Origin of the sequence: Streptomyces sp. NPDC056580 (assembly GCF_042793175.1) — a bacterium.
Taxonomy (GTDB): Bacteria; Actinomycetota; Actinomycetes; order Streptomycetales; family Streptomycetaceae; genus Streptomyces.
Map to the genome: position 1 here is coordinate 13,418 of NZ_JBHTVE010000001.1, position 16,243 is coordinate 29,660.

Genomic DNA, 16,243 nt, shown 5'->3' on the forward strand with positions numbered 1-16,243 from the left:
CAGTTGCGTGTATCGCGTAAAGCGTGTTCCAAAACTCCGAGCACGACGGCACGGACACGAGCGGGACGCGCCGGACGGGCTGGGCCGGTCGGGGAGCCCGGTCAGCGGACGACGTCGAACACGTTCTTCTGCAGGCCGTTGGCGTAGGCCTCGTGCTCCACCAGCTTCAGCTTCTGGGCGTCCTTGTCCGTGTCGCTGAACAGCCGCTTGCCGGCGCCGAGCAGGAGCGGGAAGACCAGCAGGTGGTACCGGTCGATCAGGCCGGCGTCGGAGAGGGACCGGTTCAGGGAGGCGCTGCCGTGGACGATGATCGGGCCGCCCTCGGTCTCCTTCAGCGCGGCGACCTCGTCGAGCGAGCGCAGGATCGTGGTCTCGCCCCAGTTCGGCACGAGGTCGTCCTCGGTGAGGGTGGTGGAGACGACGAACTTCGGCATGACCTTGTAGTCGGCGAAGTCCGCCATGTCCGGCCACACGGGGCTGAACGCCTCGTAGCTCGACCGGCCCATCAGCATCGCGGTGGCTTCCTTCTGTTCCCGCCCCTTGATCTCGAAGGCTTCCGGGAGGAACTCGACGTGCTTGAAGGTCCAGCCGGAGTTCCGGTAACCGGGCTCGCCGCCCGGGGCCTCCACGACGCCGTCGAGCGAGATGAAGGCGGTGCTGATCAGAGTGCGCATCCTGGGTCCTCGGTGTGTTGTGTCCGGGTTCTGACGGGCGGTCCGTGCAGGCCGCGGCCGCGCTCGCGGCCGAGACGCACCAACCAGGATGTACGACCGCCGGCCGGGCGAGAACTCATCGGCCGCCGCCCCACTCGTACGACGGAACGGGCGGCCGGCGCTCGGCACCGCCCTGCGCGGGGCGCCGGCCGGCGTGATCGCGCGGCCCCGGGGCAGGCGCCTCCGTAACCGACCCTGGGAGGTTGCGTGTTCGAAGGCTTCGAGACGACGCGCTGCGAGGGCGACGGCGCACGACTGCGCGTGCGATACGGCGGCGAGGGCCCTGGGGTGCTGCTCCTGCACGGGCACCCGCGCACGCACGCCACCTGGCACCGGGTCGCCCCGCTGCTCGCTTCGGCCGGCTACACCGTCGTCTGCCCCGACCTGCGCGGCTACGGCCAGTCCGACAAGCCGGTGACCGACCCGGAGCACCGCCCCTACGCCAAGCGCGCCATGGCCGGCGACTGCCTCGCCGTCATGCGCCGGCTCGGGCATGAGCGGTTCGCGGTGGTGGGACACGACCGGGGCGCGTACGTGGCCACGCGCCTGGCCCTGGACCACCCCGAGGCCGTGTCCGCCCTCAGCGTGCTGGACGCCGTCCCCATCGGAGAGGCGCTCGCGCGCTGTGACGCCGGGTTCGCGGCGAGCTGGTGGCACTGGTTCTTCCTCGGGCAGACGGACAAGCCCGCGGAACGCGTCATCAACGCCGACCCCGACGCCTGGTACAGGGCCGGTCCCGAGCAGATGGGCGCGGAGGCGTACGAGGACTTCCGGCGGGCGATCCACGACCCGGCCACCGTGCACGCCATGTGCGAGGACTACCGCGCCGGTCTCGGGGTCGACCGGGAGCACGACGACGCCGACCGGCGGGCCGGCCGGCGCATCGGCTGCCCACTGCAGGTGTTGTGGGCCACCCATGACGACATGGCCGACCTCTACGGCGACGTGCTCGGCGTCTGGCGCGACTGGGCGGGCGACCGGCTGGTGGGCGGACCGGTCGATTCCGGACACCACATCGCCGAGGACGCTCCCGAAGCGCTCGTCACCGAGTTGCGCACGTTCTGGGAAGGGGCTCCGGGCGCGGCCGGCCACGAGTGACACGGGGCGTCGTCGGCGGCGTGCGACGGCGTGCGACGGCGTGCGACGGCGCTGGTGCATACCGTGATCGTTCGGGGGCACACGAGTCACGGATGTCGCGGGCCCCGGGTGACGGCCCGTCTTCGAGAGAGGTTGTCGTTGTGCTGCTGCCTGCGGAGAAGGAACTGCGTTCGGTGCTGGCTCGATTCGCCGAGACCCGCTTCCGCCATGACCTGCAGCCCACCGGCCGCTCGAGCAGAGAACTGGAGGACACCTCCTACACGCTCTGCGTCATGACCGGCACCCAGTCGGTCGACGAGGCCCTCGCCGCCGCCGACGCCCTCCTGGAACAGCTCAGCGCGGACCGGCGTACGGCCACCAGGACGTTCCAGTCCCTGGCCGCCTGAGCCGACGGCCCGTTCGACGCGCACGCGGGCGCGGGGCGGCCGGCCCCGCGCCCGCGGCGCACGCACCGGACGACGCATCATGGAGGTATGCGAACGCGACCCGTGCTGGTGTACGACGGCGACTGCGGCTTCTGCACGGCCTGCGTGAACCTCGTGCGACGGTGGCTCAGACCCCCTTGCGACATCACGGCCCGCCAGTGGGCCGAACTGGAGGCGCTGGGCGTCTCCGAGGAGCGGGCCCGGTACGAGGCGCTGTGGGTCACGCCCGACGGAGCGGTGTACGGCGGCGCGCAGGCGGTGGCGAAACTGCTGTCGAGCGCACGCGGCGGCTGGGCCGTCGCCGGAGCGGTGCTGCAGCTCGCGCCGGTACGCCTGCTCGCCCACGGCGTCTACCGCGCCGTCGCCCGCAACCGCCACCGGCTGCCGGGCAGTTCGGCGGCCTGTTCCGTCCCCGCCGGCCGGACGCCGGGAAAGGAGTGACGGGAGTCCCGCCGGCAGCCCCCGGCTTCCGGCGCGGCCCTCGGCCGGCGCCGGGGCTTGTGGTGCGCCGTGACGTCTGATTGGGTACCAGCGCCGCCGGCGCGTCGGGCGCGACCGGCGAGTGGGAAGTGGAGCTGGCGACGTGAGCACGAAGGTACGGCAGGACGGCTCGTGGGAGCTGCCCGAGGGGCTGGCGCAGGCGATCCGCGGCACCGCCGGGGAGATAGCCGCGCTGGTGCGGAGCGCGGGCGACACGGCACTGGCCGTGCCGGGGTCGGAGTGGACCGTCGGCGAGGTCGCCGCGCACCTCGCCGTGGCGAACGAGCTGATGGCCGACCTGGCCGCCGGGCGGGAGCGTCCCTACGGCGACGGAACGCCGCGGAGTCTCGCCGCGGCGAACGCGGAGTCCCTCGCCGTCTTCACGGAACGCCGGGCGGAGCCGCTCGCGACGATGATCACGGATCAGGCCGATGCGTTCCTCGACGCGCTGTCGGGCACCGTGACCGACGGCCCGGCGCCGGTCACGCCCTTGGGCGTGATGAGCCGTTCCGTTCTCGCGTCGTACCTGCTCACACACATGCTCGGCCATGGGTACGACCTGGCTCGCGCGATGCGGCGGCCGCACATGGTCGACCCGGACCGGGTGAGCCTGTGCATGCCGTTCATGCTGTCGGTCATGCCGCGGGTGGCCGACCCCGCGGCCACGGCCCGGCTCAGGGCCCGTTACCGGATCCGGCTGCGCGGGGGTGCGGAGTTCGCGGTGTCGCTCGACGGCGGAGAGGTGCGGGTGACGCCCGGGCCGCCGGGGCGGCGCGCGGACTGCACCATCCTGCTCGGCCCCGTGGCGTTCCTGCTCATCGCCCTGGGCCGGCTCGATCCCTGGCGGGCGATCGCCCGGGGGCAGGTCCTCGCCTGGGGACCTCGCCCCTGGCTCGGCCCGCGTTTCCCGGCCCTGTTCACCGCACCATGAACCGGCACCGGCGACTCACCCGGCCGGCCTGCCGTGCCCGTAGGCGCCGGGAGGACCACCTGGACGCGCCATCGGTTCCGGGTGGTCCGGCGTGCGGCCGGGTTCTCAGTACGCCGAGTTGACGTTGTCGATGGAACCGTAGCGGTGCGCCGCGTAGTTGGCGGCCGCGGTGATGTTGGCGACCGGGTCGGTGACGCTGTTGGCGGTGCCGGGGACGTGGTAGGCGTTGAAGGTGGGGTCGATCACCTGCAGCAGGCCCTTGGACGGGGTCCCCTTCTGCGCGTTGACGTCCCAGTTGTTCTGCGCGTTGGGGTTGCCACCGGACTCGCGCATGATGTTGCGGTGCAGGCCTTCGTAGCTGCCGGGGATGCCCTTTTCCTTCATGATGGCCAGCGACTGCTTGATCCAGCCGTCGAGGTTCCCGGAAACGCTGCCGGTGGCGCTCTTGGGGGCGGTGCTGCCGTCGCGCGCGGGAGCGGTGACGGTGTGGGCTGCCTGCCGGGCCTCGGCGGCCTGCGCGGAAGCCGGCATCAGGGTGAGGGCCACGGTCGCGGCGCCAGTCGTGGCGATGCCGGTCAGTGCGAGGGTGCGCAGGCGGGCAAGGCGGCGGTTGGCGGTGATCGCGGTCATATGTGAGGGACTCCTGGGTGTCTGCGGGGAGCGCCGGCCGGGTGCCGGTCGCGCTGCAGGGCTCCGGGGCGGGACCCGTGCCGCACGAGGCGGCGGGCACACCCGGCGTTGGACGCCCGGTCGCCCCGCGGTCTGCGGGGCGGCAACGAGCAACATGTTTGGCAGGCCCATCCAAACCGCGCAAGAGTGTGACCTACTACCCAGGAGAGTAGAGATGTCGCAAAACGGACTTCTCGCCCCCTAATCGCGCCCTTTTCCGCGGACCGCCCCTACGAACCCGCTTAGGACGTGACATACCTCCTATGGGCTGCGTCACGCCCTTTCCCACGATTCACCCGCGTTTCCGCGCCCCGGGGCCGGCCCGCCGGGACCGGTCCCGAGCCGTTCACTGGCCGACTCTTCCGTCCACGCACTCGCGCAGCAGGTCGGCGTGGCCGCAGTGACGGGCGTACTCGTCGATCCTGTGCACCAGCAGTTCCCGCACGGCTATCCCGTCCTTCCCGACGCGCTCGCCCAGATCCGCGTACGCGGCGAGCGCGGCGTCGGTGGCGGCCTGCTCGCGTTCCAGATCGGCGAGGGCCGCGTCGACCACGGCCTGCTCCGCGACGGCTCCCAGGAAGTCGGCGTCCCGCGCCCCGTACAGCTTCGGCAGCGGGTCGCCGTCGCCGAGCCAGTTGCGCCAGTCCCTCTCCACCTCGGCGAGGTGCCGGAGCAGGCCGAGCAGCGACATCGTCGACGGTGGGACGGACCTGCGGGCCAGTTGTTCCGCGTCCAGCCCCTCGCACTTCATCCGCAGGGTCAGGCGGTAGTTCGCCAGGAAGTCGCCGAGCGTGGCCAGTTCGCCCTCCGGACTGTTCTCGTTGTTGCGCGGGTCGTCGTCCGGGTCCGACCACATGTCGGGGTAGACGGTTGCCTGGGTCCATCGCGCGGGTTGATCGCTCATGCGTGGCATGGTGGCCAACGGCCGCCCGGGGCCGCCACCGAGTTTCGGGTGAGCGTCGGGGTGGGCCGGCCGTGACCGGGGTGACGAGCCGGCCGGTTCGCGCGGCCCGGGGCCGCCGCGCTCCCGCCGGCCGCGCGTCAGCGCCGCATCAACGGCACGTCAGGGGGCCCTGCCAGTCTTGTCACGTGAACGGGCCGGGAACGCGCCGGGCCGGGAACGAGGAGAGGTGCCCGGAGTGGTTTATCGGGGACCAGCGAGCACGCTCATGGTCGGGCCCCTGCACGGGCCCACGCAGGTTCAAATCCTGCCCTCTCCGCCACACACGCGACCGGCCCCGGCACGGCGAGGCCGCCCGTCCGCGACGCCCGACGTGATCGGCTGCGTGCTCTTCCTGGTCTCCGGGCACCTCGGCTTCGCCGAGATCCGCCACGGCGGCCGCACCTGCGCCCGCCCGCGCAGTCTCGGCTGGTGGATCGTCGCGGTGAACCAGCTCGGGTCCGTCCTGTTCACGGTCTCCGCCGTCGCCGCCTTCGACCGCCCCGCCACCGGCGACCCGGTCAGCACCGGCATCGCGAACTGGGGCACGTTCACCGGGGCCCTGTGCTTCTCCGTCGCCGGTGGCCTCCAGCTCTGCGAACACCCCTGACCGACGGGCGGGCGGGGGCCCGGGGGCCGGGCCGCGATACACGGATGGTTTCCCCCCTTCAGCGGGGCACACGGGGTAGAAGAGACAGGCAAGGGCCTCGCACGGCGCGTCGAGCGGCGGCGCGGAGGCCGGGGACAGGTGAGCGGGAGGCGAGGACATGGGGCGGCCGGAGAGCACGGAGACCCGCGACGAGCGGTTTCGGACGGCGCCCTCGCCCCGGCTGACCCGCGCGCTGGAGGCCATCGGCGCCGGCGCCTACGCAGTCGACGAGCAAGGCCACATCGTCGCCGTCAACACCCGCGGCTGGAGCCTGCTGGGCCGCAGAGCCCAGGACATGATCGGCCAGGACGCCCACGACCTGCTGCACCGCGGGTCCCGGGGACAGCGGCTGCCCGCCACGCAGTGCGGCATGCGGAAGGCGTTCCACTCCGGGCACCCGGCGCACGGCAACATCGACTACTTCGCGCATGCCGACGGCTCCCTGCTGCCCATCTCCTGGATGCTCGCCCCCTACGACATCGGGGCCGAGACGAGCGGCACGCTCGTGGTCTTCCACCCCTTGGCGGAACCGCAGCGCTCCGGCCCGCACCCCGACGAGGCCACGGAGACGCTCACCGACCTGGAGCGACTGGCCCTGCTCGCCGAGACCACCACGCGACTGACCTCGACCCTCGACGTCGACGAGGCGCTGCGCCGGCTGGTGGACCTGGTCCTGCCCCGGCTGGCGGACTGGGCCGTCATCGACCTGATCACCGAGCGCGACGAGGTGTGGCGGGCCGCGGTGGTCCAGGCCGACGGCAGCACGCTGATCCATCACGAGAGCCTCGAGGGGCCGATGCCGCCGGTGCCGGAGACGTCGCCCATGCCGCTGTCCCGGGCCCTGCGGGGCGTCGCCTCCACGCTCACGGGCCCGGAGACCTACCGCGGCGCCCCGGACTCCGGCATCGCGGTCGAGCAGCGCCGCCTGTTCGACGCGACCGGCATCCGCTCCGCGGCCATCGCGCCCATCCGCAGCACCCGGGCCGTGCTGGGCGCGCTGACGCTGGGCCGCGCCGGGCAGCCGGACGACTTCACCGTCGCCGATCTCACCATGCTGGAGGACATAGCCCGCCGTGCCGGGCTGGCCCTGGACAACGCGCGTCTCTACCAGCGCCAGCGTGCGGTGGCCGAGACCATGCAGAACCACCTGCTGCCGCAGATGCCGAGCGTGCCCGGGCTGGAACTGACCGTGCGCTACCTCCCCGCCCCCGACGCCTCGCAGGTGGGCGGCGACTGGTACGACGCCTTCACCCTCTCCGACGGCGCCACCGCACTGGCCGTCGGCGACGTCGTGGGCCATGACCTGGAGGCCGCCGCCGGGATGGCGCAGCTGCGGAACATGCTCCGCGCCTACGCCTGGTCCCAGCAGAAGCCGCCCAGCAGGATCGTCGACCGGCTGGACGAGGCGATCATGCCGATCACCGACGTCGCGATGGCCACCCTCGTCTTCGCCCGGCTGACCCGCACCGGCGACGGCCTCTGGCAGCTCTCCTGGACCAACGCCGGCCATCCCCCGCCGCTGCTCATCACCCACGACGGCCTGACCGAGTACCTCACGGACGGGCACGGCATGCTGCTCGGCACCGGGACCGGCGTCACCCGGCCCGACGCCACGACGACGCTGCCGCCGGACAGCACGCTCCTGCTCTACACGGACGGCCTCATCGAGGCGCCCGGCCGCACCCTCGACGAGGGTCTGGCCGAGCTGCGCCAGCACGCGGCGGCCCTGGCCCACCGGCCCCTGACCTCCTTCACCGATCAGCTCCTGCGGCGTGTCCGGCCACCCGGCCTCGACGACGTCGCCCTCCTCGCCCTGCGCACACCGCCGGGTCCGTAGCGGGCCGGCGCGGCGGCGCGCCGGGCACGTGCACCCCGGGACCGCGCGCGCGGGACGTGCCGCGTAGCGTGCGGGCGAGCGGGACGCGCACGTGGCAGAGAACACCGGGTCACCGGCCGGCCGGCGGCGCTGCCCGCCCGGGGCGCCCGCCGCCCCGCCCGTCCGCCCCGCCGTGAAAGGACGAGCCGCGTGCTCACCTCCTACGCCGCCCAGTTCGACACCCCTGCCGGGTACCTGGACTTCGCCCGGTTCGGCCCGCCCTCGCGCGACGCCGTGGCCGCCACCACCCGCGCGATGGACGCGGCCGCGCACGCGGGGCACACCACCGTGGACGACCTGATGCGCGCGGAGGGGACGGCGCGCGAGGCCGCCGCGAGGCTGGCGGGCAGCGACGCCGAGCACACCGTGCTGCTGCCCAACGCCTCCACCGGGCTGTTCCACGCCGCCCTGGGCGTGCGGGAGGGCGTGGTCCTCGCGCCGCGAAGCGACTTCCCCGCGAACCACTATCCGTGGCGGCGCGCCGGGGAACTGGGCCGGGCCACGCCTCGCTGGCTGGACCCGGGGCCCGGCGAAGGGGTCAGCGCGGACCTGGTCCGCGCCGCCCTCACCGACGACGTGGTGGCGGTGTCCGTCAGCGCCGTCGACTTCCGCACCGGCTTCCGCGCCGATCTGGCGGCGCTGCGCGAGGCGATCGGGCCCGGCCGGCTGCTCGTCGTGGACGCCATCCAGGCGTTCGGCGTGGCCGAGATGCCGTGGGAGGCGGCGGACGTGGTGGTCGCGGGCGGCCAGAAGTGGCTGCGCGCCGGCTGGGCCACGGGCTTCGCGACCCTGTCGGACCGGGCTCTGGAGACGCTGGAGCCGGTGCTGACCGGCTGGACGGGGGTGCGGGACGCCGGTGTGTTCGACGGCACCGAGCACCCGCCCGCCGCCGGTGCGCAGCGGTGGTCCATCACCAATCTCAGTCCGGTGGCGGCCGCCTCGTTCGCGGCCGCGCTGGACCTCGTGGAGCGGCACACCGTCTCGGCCGTCGAGGCGGCCGTCGCCGCGCGGGTCACCGAACTCACCGAGGTGATCCACCGGCACCGGGGCCGGGTGCTGTCCCCCGCCGACCCGGCCCGTCGCGCGGGCATCCTCTCCTTCGCGGTGCCGGGCCACGATCCGTCCCACGTCGCGAAACTGCTGCACGCCGAGGGCCTCGCGCTGACGGTGCGCGAGGACTCGCTCCGGCTGTCTCCGCACGCCTCCACCCCGCCCGAGGTGTCCGAGCGGCTCGCCGCCGCGCTCGCCGCGCTGCGGGCCTGACGCCGCGACCCGGCACGGGCCCGGGGCGGCGAGGTCGCCCGGGCGACGCATTCGGGCCGGGCTGCGGGGCACCCGGAGTGTCAGGAACGGGGAGGTGCGTGTGGTGGGTGATGACGGCCTGGGCCTGGACGAGGTGCTCGGGGCGGCGGAGGACGCCGCTCCGGTGGAGTCGGTGGACGTGGTGGCGCGGAACCTGCAGAAGCGCTTCTCGGCGGCGCAGGTGTCGTTCCTGCTCATCGACATGCTCGGCCAGGGGGCCATCCGGCTGCCCAGGGCCGGTACGGCCGGGGACGCTCCCGGCAAACCGGAGTGGATCGCGCTGGCGGGCAGCGTCTACGAGCGGGTGCTGCGCTCCCAGCGCGTGCACGAGGACGACGACGACGGCGAGGGCAGACGGCTGGTGGTGCCGGTGACGAACCGCGGGGACTGCATCGGCATGCTGGAGATGGTGGTCCCGCACCTCGACGACTCGGTCCGGGACGCGGTGGCGCAGGCCGCACACGCGCTCGCCTACATAGTGGTGACCGACCGCCGCTTCACCGACCTCTACCACGCGGGGCGGCGCACGACCTCGGTGAGTCTGGCCGCGGAGATCCAGCACCAGCTCCTGCCGTCGGCGGCCTGCTGCGAGGCGGCCCAGTTCACCCTCGCGGCCGGCCTGGCCCCGGCGGACGACATAGGCGGAGACACCTACGACTACGCCCTCGACCAGGACGTACTGCATCTGTCGATCACGGACGCGATGGGGCACGACACGGAGTCGGCGCTGCTGGCCACGCTGACCGTCAACGCCCTGCGCGGGGCCCGCCGCGCCGGGTTCGGCCTGCTCGACCAGGCGTACGCCGCGCACCGTGCCCTCGCCGCCCACGCGCGCGGCATGACCACCGGCCAGCTGCTCCGCGTCGAGCTGGAATCCGGTCGCTGCGAGCTGGTCAACGCGGGCCACCCCTGGCCGCTGCGGCTGCGCGACGGACGGGTCGAGGAACTGACCGTCAGGATCAATCTGCCGTTCGGGGTGCCCTCGCCGGCCGGTTACGAGGTGCAGCGGTTCCGCCTCGAGCCGGGCGATCGCCTGGTGCTGATCACCGACGGCATGCAGGAGCGCCAGGCGGCCGCGGTCGACCTGCCCGCCCTGATCGGGGACACCCGCGCCGAGCACCCCCGCGAGGTGGTGCGGGCCCTGACCACGGCCGCCCTCGACGCGGGCGGGGGGACGCTGGCGGACGATGCCACCGCCCTGGTGCTGGACTGGCACGGCAGCCGCTCCGGCCTGCGGACCACCAGCGGCGGCTCCAACGCGTACGTCCGGTGAGCGCCGGCCCGGCCCGCACGGCCGCGCGGGTCAGGCCGCGGGGCCCGGTCCTGGCGGAATGTGGACGGTCATGATCAGACGGCAGGTCCCGGTGCCCGAGCCGCGGTAGGTGTGGGCGGTGTCCCCGTCGAAGGTGGCGGTCTCACCGGCTTCCACGGGGTGTTCGGTGCCGTCGACGATCAGGGTCATCCGCCCTGAGGTGACGCTGACGGTCTCCACGACGCCGGCCTGGTGCGGGTGGCTGGGGTACTCCTCGCCAGGCTCCAGGCTCCAGCGCCAGACCTCGACCGGGGCCGGGCCCGAGGTGGTCAGCATGAGCCGGGCCTCGCTGCCCCGCGGTCCGTTCCACAACGGGGCGAGGGCGTCCTCGGACACCACGCGCACGCGGGCCTCCGCCCGGCCCTCCAGCAGGGCGGAGACGGAGACGCCGAGGGTGTCGGCCAGCCGCACCAGGGTGGCGAAGTTCGGGTTGCCCTGGGCCTTCTCCAGCGCGACCAGGGCACCCTTGCTCACCTGGGCGCGCCTGCTCAGCTCGTCCAGCGACAGGCCCGCGCGGGTGCGGGCCGCGCGGACGTTGTGCGCCAGCGCGCGCAGGGCCGCCTCGGTCTCTGCCATCGATCACCATCCTTGCCGGTGGACCACTGCAATGTACCGTCCGGTCGTTTGATTGACACAACCCGGTCGGTCCGTTGTACGGTTCGGTCGTTCCACTGATAGTAAGGGATGCACCGTGATCGCTCTGCTGCTTGCCCTGGGCAGCTCCCTCGCCTACGGATGCGCCGACTTCCTCGGCGGCCTCGGCGCCCGCAAGGCCCACGTCCTGCGCACCGTGATGGTCGCCGCTCCGGCCTCGCTCGCGGTGGAGCTGCTGCTGTGGCCGGTCCTCGGCGCTTCGTTCGGCACCGGCGCCCTCCTCTGGGGCGCCGCGTCCGGGGTCGCCTCGGCCGCCGCGTTCGCGCTGCTGTACCGGACGCTGGCGATCGGGCCCATGAACGTGCTGTCACCGGTGACCGCGCTGGTGTCCGCCGCGCTGCCGGTCGGCGTGGGCCTGTGCCAGGGCGAACGCCTGACGCCCGCCGGGCTGATCGGCCTGCCGCTCGCACTCGTCGCGGTCGTACTGGTCAGCGCGGGACACGGCGCCCGCTCGGCGCGGGTCTCCCGGACGGCGCTGCTGCTGGCCCTCGGGGCGGGCGCCGCCATCGCGCTCCAGCTGGTCTGCCTGCACCAGGCTCCCGCGGACAGCGGCGTGGCTCCGCTGATCACGGGCCGGGCCGTGTCCTCGGCCGTCACGCTGGCCGCGGCCGGGATGCTGCGCCGCGGGCTCGGGGCACAGCGGCCCGCGTACGCGGTCTCCGCGGCCGCCGGCGCCCTCGACTCGGTGGCGAACCTGCTGTTCCTGCTCGCCGCCCGCAGCGGGGACCTCACGGTCGTGGCCGTCACGACCGCGCTGTACCCGGCCGGCACGGTCCTGCTCGCCCGGGGCGTGCTCGCCGAACGCATCCACCGCGGCCAGCTCGTCGGCCTGGGCGCCGCCGCCGTCGCCGTCGGCCTCCTCGCCCTCGCCTGAGCCGCCGCCCCTCCCCCTCGCCGCAAGGAGAACCGCATGTTCATCCAGCCCTGGGACGCCTGCCTGGACGACGCCGAATGGCAGGCCTGGATCGCCGACGGGCACGATTTCGGCCAGCTCAGCGTCAACGGGCTGCCCGGCCGCCCGCCCGCCGTCGTCCCCACCCACTTCACCACCGACGCCGGCCGGCTGCTGATACACCTCGCCCGGCCCAACCCGGTCTGGGCGGCGATCGAGCACGACCCCAACGTCACCTTCACCGTCTTCGGCGACTACGCCTTCGTCCCCGGACCCTGGCGCGCCAAGCCCGGCACCCCGCCCACCGACGGCGTGCCCACCAGCTACTACGCGGCCGTGCAGTTCTCCTGCCGGGCCCGCGTCGTCGACGACCCCGAGGCCAAGGCCGAGCTGCTGCGCCGGCAGATGGCGCACTTCCAGCCCGACGGCGACCACGCCCCGATCGATCCCGGCCGGCCGCCCTACGGTCGCATGCTGCCCGGCATCCGCGGCCTGGAGCTGGAAGTCGTCGAGGTGCGGGCCAAGTTCAAGTACGACGACCACAAAACGGTCGAACACCGCACGGCCGTGGCCGGCCACCTCACCGGGCGCGGGCAGGGCCTCGACGTGCCCGCCGCACAGCAGCAGCTGCGCCGCCTGGACCGCACCGGCCCCTGGAAGCCCTGACCCCCGCCCAGCACGCGCGCACGAAACAGGATCCCGCTCATGACCGTCTTCCGTATCAGCCCCGCCGTCGCCGACGCCTTCCCCGACACCCTCATCGCCGTGGTCACCGCCGCCGGTCTGCGCGGCCGGGAACCCTGGCCCGACACCACCGCCGCGCTGGAAGCCCTGGAGCAGCAACTCGCCGACGGCACCTGGCAGCCCGCCGACGAGCAGGACCCCCGGATCGACGCATGGCACACCGCCTACCGCTCCTTCGGCACCAACCCCCGCCGCATCCGCCCCAGCGTCGACGCCCTCGGCCGCCGTCTCGCCAAGAAGGGCACCCTGCCGCGCGTCAACCCGGCCGTCGACTCCTACAACGCGGTCTCCGTCCGCCACGGCCTGCCCGCCGGCGCCTTCGACCTCGACCACGTCACCGGGGAGGTCGAGATCCGCCATGCCGAAGGCAGCGAGACGTTCACCCCGCTCGGCGAGGCCGGCACCGTCGAGCACCCCAAGCCCGGCGAGATCATCTACATCGACGGCACGGACGTCCTCACCCGGCACTGGAACCACCGCGACGCCCATCGCACCCGGGTCACCGAGGACTCCGCCACGGTCGCCTTCGTCCTGGAGACCCTCCGCGCCACCCGCGACGGCCACCTCCTCAAGCTCGCAGCGGACGAGCTGCAGGGCCTGCTCGTGCCGCGGGCCGACCGGACCGCGGTGCACTACCTCGGCCCCGCCCGGCCCCGCGTCGAGGTCTGAGACCCGCCCGCGTCCGCCGGGCCCCGCACGGCGCCCCGCTGCGACGAGGGCGCGTTCACTCCTGGGCCTCGAGGAGCCGGCGGGCGCGGTCCACCAGGGCCTGCCGCACCGCGTCCGGTGCGAGGACCCGCAGCGGTGTGCCGAGGCCGAGGAGGTAGCGCGCGAGGCCGTCCGGGTCGGGGCCGCCTATGTCGACGACGGTCGCGTCGGGGCCGTCGGCGCGGTGGGTGCCGACCGTCGCGGGGACGAGCCGTAGTGCCGCGTCCATGGGGAGAGGAATGCGGACGGTCGCCGAGACCGGATAGGGGCCGTTCGCGATGTTGCGGGAGACCAGCCGCGCCGGGTCGGGCGGGTCGCCGAGGTCCGCCGGCCGGCCGGTGGGCTGCAGCCGGCCGACCCGGTCGGCCCGGAACGTCCGCCACTCGCCGCGCGCCACGTCCCGGGCGACGAAGTACCAGCGGCGCCCGGTGCACACGAGCCGGTACGGGTCCACCTCCCGGAGCGTCGTGCGCCCCTCCGCGTCGACGTAGGACAGCCGCACCCGCTCACCTCGCCGGCAGGCGGCCGCCAACTCCAGCAGCACGCCCGTCGCGACGCGCGGCCCGTCGGCCGTGGGCAGGCTGACGAACGCGTCGTCCAGGTCGCCGAGCCGCCGGGCGATCCGCGGGGGCAGCACCTGGCGCAGCTTCAGCAGCGCGGAGAGCGCGGCCTGGTCACCGCCCGAGGCGGTGCCCTGCGCCGCCTCCCGCAGTCCGGCCGCCACGGCCAGCGCCTCCTCGTCGTCGAGGACCAGCGGCGGCAGCCGCGAGCCCGCGCGGAGGCGGTAGCCGCCCCAGGGGCCCGCCTCGGAGTCGACGGTGTAGCCCAGCTCACGGAGCCGGGCGATGTCCCGGCGCACCGTGCGGTCCGTGACCTCCATCCGCGCGGCCAGTTCGGCGCAGGTCCACGACGGCCGGGAGGACAGCAGGGACAGCAGCCGCAGCAGGCGGGCGGATGAGCCGATCACCCGGGGAAGTTTTCCACACCGCGCCACGACCAGGACCGGAACTGTCCGGGTTGGCGCATAGCGTTCCCTCATGAGCACGGACACCACTTCCGCACCCGCGTTCCGCTACGCCGCCGTCACCTTCGACTGCGCCGACCCCGCCGAACTGGCGCGCTTCTACGGCGAGTTGCTCGGCATGTCGGCGCACTTCACCAGCGACGACTTCATCCTGCTGGGCAAGGACGGCGCGACCGGCCTCGCCTTCAACCGCCTGGCCGGCTACCGCCCGCCCACCTGGCCGGACCCGGCCCAGGAGAAGCAGGCCCACATCGAACTGGGCGTGGACGACCTGGACGTCGCCGAGAAGCACCTGCTCGGCCTGGGCGCCACCAAGCCCGGGTTCCAGCCGCAGCCCGAACGCTGGCGTGTGCTGCTGGACCCCGCCGGTCACCCGTTCTGCATCACGACCCTGGTCTGACATCCCGCCTCCGGTTCACCGGACATCGCGGCCGGCGCCCCGCCGAGCCGCGTGCCGGTGTGTCCGGGTGACGCCCGGTCGCGGGGCATGGCGGGCGTTGAACCGGGCGGTCTCGCGGGTGAGGTGGTCGCGTTCGGCCAGGTTGGGCGCCTTGCGGCCCGCCTCGGCGTACAGCCGTGCCGCCGTCGCCAGGTCGCCGTCGCGCTCGTGAAGGCAGGCCGCCACCGCCGTGTGCCGGGGCAGCGAGTCGTCCAGCGCGGCGAGCGCCGCCGGCCCGGCGCGCGGGCCGTCGGCCTCGCCGACGGCGACGGCACGGTTGAGCCGGCCGACGGGGCCGTCGGTCAGGCGCGCGAACTCGTCGTACCACTCGACGGTCTGCACCCAGTCGGTCTCCTCGGCGGTGGGCCGGCCGGGCGCCGGTCCGCGCGGCGCCGGTCCGCGCGGTGATAGGTTCTCGCCGACGTGCGCCGCTGCGAACCGAGGAGGTGAGACCGATCAACGCTTCGACAGGTCGGGACTCCCTCACTCGCACGGTCCGGGGAGTGCCCGCGTAAGGCATCCCGAAAGGCCAAGGCCATGCGCTTCACCTCCGAGACGTCCTCCGACGGCGTCACCGAACGACTTTTCCGCCTCGGCGAGATCCCCGGTGTGCTGTGGACGCCCGCGGGCGCCACGGGTACTCGTCCCCTCGTCCTGATCGGGCACGGCGGCGGCCGCCACAAGAAGGACCCGGACGTCGTCGCCCTGGCGCGTCGCTTCGTGACCGGGCTCGGCTTCGCGGTGGCGTCGCTCGACGTTCCGGGCCACGGTGACCGGCCCCTGCACGAGGAGTACGACCGGCTCGCGGCCGAGAACCAGGCGCGTGTGGAAGCGGGCGCGGAACCGGGCCCGCTGATCGCGGAGTTCCAGGCGCTCGTGGCCCGCCGGACCGTGCCGGAATGGCGGGCGGCGCTGGACGCGGTCCAGGCGGTGGAGGACGTGGGCGCCGGTCCGGTGGGGTACTGGGGTGTGTCGCTCGGCTGCGGTCTCGGGGTCCCCTTCGTCGCCGCCGAACCCCGGGTCCGCGCGGCCGTGCTGGGACTGGGCGGGGCGTCGGCGCCGTCCTCGGCGGAAGCCGCCTCGCGGATCACCGTTCCGGTGGAGTTCCTGTTGCAGTGGGACGACGAGCGGGTGCCCCGGGCGGCGGGGCTCGCGCTGTTCGACGCCCTGGCCTCGGCGGAGAAGACGCTGCACGCCAACCCCGGCGAGCACGGCGGGCTTCCGGCCTTCGAACTGGACGGTTCCCTGCGGTTCTTCGCCCGGCACCTGAACTGACGCGCCCCCGGGGTCCACGGGGCGCGGACGGCATCCCGGGCACGCACGCCGTCGATATGGGCTTGCGCGCTTCCGTTCCGCGGGTCAAGGTCGCTGGACACCTGAAGGAGGC

Annotated in this window: 17 protein-coding genes and 3 pseudogenes; 14 read left to right on the plus strand and 6 right to left on the minus strand. The window is 74.0% G+C overall.

Going from position 1 to position 16,243, the window contains the following annotated elements:
• Positions 1–101: 101 nt before the first annotated feature.
• Entirely contained in the window at positions 102–674 is a 573-nt protein-coding gene (locus ACFQ9Z_RS00090; RefSeq protein ID WP_383008909.1) for a dihydrofolate reductase family protein, read from the minus strand.
• Positions 675–920: 246 nt separating this feature from the next.
• On the opposite strand from ACFQ9Z_RS00090, the gene ACFQ9Z_RS00095 reads away from it, so the two are divergent.
• The 4 genes from ACFQ9Z_RS00095 to ACFQ9Z_RS00110 all read left to right on the plus strand — a co-directional run bounded on the left by ACFQ9Z_RS00095 (position 921) and on the right by ACFQ9Z_RS00110 (position 3,647).
• Entirely contained in the window at positions 921–1,811 is an 891-nt protein-coding gene (locus tag ACFQ9Z_RS00095) for an alpha/beta fold hydrolase (RefSeq protein ID WP_383008912.1), read from the plus strand.
• A 140-nt stretch (positions 1,812–1,951) separates the two neighbouring features.
• The gene (locus ACFQ9Z_RS00100) at positions 1,952–2,197 is read left to right on the plus strand and encodes a DUF5133 domain-containing protein (RefSeq protein WP_383008915.1); all 246 of its coding nucleotides are present in this window, start codon (positions 1,952–1,954) and stop codon (positions 2,195–2,197) included.
• Positions 2,198–2,284: 87 nt separating this feature from the next.
• Positions 2,285–2,677 (plus strand): thiol-disulfide oxidoreductase DCC family protein, encoded by a 393-nt coding sequence (locus tag ACFQ9Z_RS00105; RefSeq protein ID WP_383008917.1) that lies wholly within the window; start codon positions 2,285–2,287, stop codon positions 2,675–2,677.
• A 142-nt stretch (positions 2,678–2,819) separates the two neighbouring features.
• On the plus strand, positions 2,820–3,647 hold the full coding sequence (locus ACFQ9Z_RS00110) for a maleylpyruvate isomerase family mycothiol-dependent enzyme (protein ID WP_383008920.1): 828 nt from the start codon (positions 2,820–2,822) through the stop codon (positions 3,645–3,647).
• Between the two features lie 105 nt (positions 3,648–3,752).
• Here the strand turns inward: ACFQ9Z_RS00110 and ACFQ9Z_RS00115 are convergent, their stop codons facing one another.
• Both ACFQ9Z_RS00115 and ACFQ9Z_RS00120 read right to left on the minus strand, forming a co-directional pair.
• A complete protein-coding gene (locus ACFQ9Z_RS00115; RefSeq protein ID WP_383008923.1) occupies positions 3,753–4,277 on the minus strand; it encodes a transglycosylase SLT domain-containing protein in 525 nt (174 codons plus the stop codon).
• 385 nt (positions 4,278–4,662) lie between these two features.
• Positions 4,663–5,220, minus strand: a complete 558-nt coding sequence (locus ACFQ9Z_RS00120; protein ID WP_383008925.1) for a DUF664 domain-containing protein — start codon at positions 5,218–5,220, stop codon at positions 4,663–4,665.
• Between the two features lie 220 nt (positions 5,221–5,440).
• Between ACFQ9Z_RS00120 and ACFQ9Z_RS00125 the strand changes: the two are divergent.
• From ACFQ9Z_RS00125 to ACFQ9Z_RS00145, 5 genes and pseudogenes are all read left to right on the plus strand, one after another.
• Positions 5,441–5,539: pseudogene (locus ACFQ9Z_RS00125) on the plus strand.
• A 45-nt stretch (positions 5,540–5,584) separates the two neighbouring features.
• Positions 5,585–5,866: pseudogene (locus ACFQ9Z_RS00130) on the plus strand (hypothetical protein); the annotation flags it as partial.
• A gap of 157 nt (positions 5,867–6,023) precedes the next feature.
• A complete protein-coding gene (locus tag ACFQ9Z_RS00135; protein WP_383008928.1) occupies positions 6,024–7,742 on the plus strand; it encodes a SpoIIE family protein phosphatase in 1,719 nt (572 codons plus the stop codon).
• Positions 7,743–7,931: 189 nt separating this feature from the next.
• Positions 7,932–9,044: an aminotransferase class V-fold PLP-dependent enzyme gene (locus ACFQ9Z_RS00140; protein WP_383008930.1), complete on the plus strand. Its 1,113-nt coding sequence runs from the start codon at positions 7,932–7,934 to the stop codon at positions 9,042–9,044.
• Positions 9,045–9,144: 100 nt separating this feature from the next.
• A complete protein-coding gene (locus ACFQ9Z_RS00145; protein ID WP_383008933.1) occupies positions 9,145–10,356 on the plus strand; it encodes a PP2C family protein-serine/threonine phosphatase in 1,212 nt (403 codons plus the stop codon).
• Between the two features lie 30 nt (positions 10,357–10,386).
• Here the strand turns inward: ACFQ9Z_RS00145 and ACFQ9Z_RS00150 are convergent, their stop codons facing one another.
• Positions 10,387–10,971 (minus strand): helix-turn-helix domain-containing protein, encoded by a 585-nt coding sequence (locus ACFQ9Z_RS00150; protein WP_383008935.1) that lies wholly within the window; start codon positions 10,969–10,971, stop codon positions 10,387–10,389.
• Positions 10,972–11,086: 115 nt separating this feature from the next.
• On the opposite strand from ACFQ9Z_RS00150, the gene ACFQ9Z_RS00155 reads away from it, so the two are divergent.
• Genes ACFQ9Z_RS00155 through ACFQ9Z_RS00165 form a run of 3 tightly spaced genes read left to right on the plus strand, consistent with a single transcriptional unit; the run spans position 11,087 to position 13,354 of the window.
• Complete coding sequence (locus tag ACFQ9Z_RS00155) at positions 11,087–11,923, plus strand: EamA family transporter (protein ID WP_383008938.1); 837 nt, start codon at positions 11,087–11,089, stop codon at positions 11,921–11,923.
• A gap of 36 nt (positions 11,924–11,959) precedes the next feature.
• Positions 11,960–12,607, plus strand: a complete 648-nt coding sequence (locus ACFQ9Z_RS00160) for an FMN-binding negative transcriptional regulator (protein WP_383008940.1) — start codon at positions 11,960–11,962, stop codon at positions 12,605–12,607.
• A 39-nt stretch (positions 12,608–12,646) separates the two neighbouring features.
• A complete protein-coding gene (locus tag ACFQ9Z_RS00165) occupies positions 12,647–13,354 on the plus strand; it encodes a B3/4 domain-containing protein (protein WP_383008942.1) in 708 nt (235 codons plus the stop codon).
• A 55-nt stretch (positions 13,355–13,409) separates the two neighbouring features.
• Here the strand turns inward: ACFQ9Z_RS00165 and ACFQ9Z_RS00170 are convergent, their stop codons facing one another.
• The gene (locus tag ACFQ9Z_RS00170) at positions 13,410–14,360 is read right to left on the minus strand and encodes a helix-turn-helix transcriptional regulator (protein ID WP_383008944.1); all 951 of its coding nucleotides are present in this window, start codon (positions 14,358–14,360) and stop codon (positions 13,410–13,412) included.
• Between the two features lie 70 nt (positions 14,361–14,430).
• On the opposite strand from ACFQ9Z_RS00170, the gene ACFQ9Z_RS00175 reads away from it, so the two are divergent.
• Positions 14,431–14,817 (plus strand): VOC family protein, encoded by a 387-nt coding sequence (locus ACFQ9Z_RS00175; RefSeq protein ID WP_383008947.1) that lies wholly within the window; start codon positions 14,431–14,433, stop codon positions 14,815–14,817.
• Between the two features lie 90 nt (positions 14,818–14,907).
• Here ACFQ9Z_RS00175 and ACFQ9Z_RS00180 read toward each other — a convergent pair.
• Positions 14,908–15,222: pseudogene (locus ACFQ9Z_RS00180) on the minus strand (RNA polymerase subunit sigma-24); the annotation flags it as partial.
• A 171-nt stretch (positions 15,223–15,393) separates the two neighbouring features.
• Between ACFQ9Z_RS00180 and ACFQ9Z_RS00185 the strand changes: the two are divergent.
• The gene (locus ACFQ9Z_RS00185; protein WP_383008950.1) at positions 15,394–16,131 is read left to right on the plus strand and encodes a dienelactone hydrolase family protein; all 738 of its coding nucleotides are present in this window, start codon (positions 15,394–15,396) and stop codon (positions 16,129–16,131) included.
• The last annotated feature ends 112 nt before the right edge of the window (positions 16,132–16,243 follow it).

Excerpts from the sequence above, each read along its gene's own strand:
- ACFQ9Z_RS00090 (WP_383008909.1), bottom strand. The coding sequence starts at position 674 with ATGCGCACTCTGATCAGCACCGCCTTCATCTCGCTCGACGGCGTCGTG.
- ACFQ9Z_RS00175 (WP_383008947.1), top strand. The coding sequence starts at position 14,431 with ATGAGCACGGACACCACTTCCGCACCCGCGTTCCGCTACGCCGCCGTC.
- ACFQ9Z_RS00135 (WP_383008928.1), top strand. The coding sequence starts at position 6,024 with ATGGGGCGGCCGGAGAGCACGGAGACCCGCGACGAGCGGTTTCGGACG.
- ACFQ9Z_RS00120 (WP_383008925.1), bottom strand. The coding sequence starts at position 5,220 with ATGAGCGATCAACCCGCGCGATGGACCCAGGCAACCGTCTACCCCGAC.
- ACFQ9Z_RS00150 (WP_383008935.1), bottom strand. The coding sequence starts at position 10,971 with ATGGCAGAGACCGAGGCGGCCCTGCGCGCGCTGGCGCACAACGTCCGC.
- ACFQ9Z_RS00185 (WP_383008950.1), top strand. The coding sequence starts at position 15,394 with ATGCGCTTCACCTCCGAGACGTCCTCCGACGGCGTCACCGAACGACTT.
- ACFQ9Z_RS00165 (WP_383008942.1), top strand. The coding sequence starts at position 12,647 with ATGACCGTCTTCCGTATCAGCCCCGCCGTCGCCGACGCCTTCCCCGAC.
- ACFQ9Z_RS00115 (WP_383008923.1), bottom strand. The coding sequence starts at position 4,277 with ATGACCGCGATCACCGCCAACCGCCGCCTTGCCCGCCTGCGCACCCTC.
- ACFQ9Z_RS00160 (WP_383008940.1), top strand. The coding sequence starts at position 11,960 with ATGTTCATCCAGCCCTGGGACGCCTGCCTGGACGACGCCGAATGGCAG.
- ACFQ9Z_RS00105 (WP_383008917.1), top strand. The coding sequence starts at position 2,285 with ATGCGAACGCGACCCGTGCTGGTGTACGACGGCGACTGCGGCTTCTGC.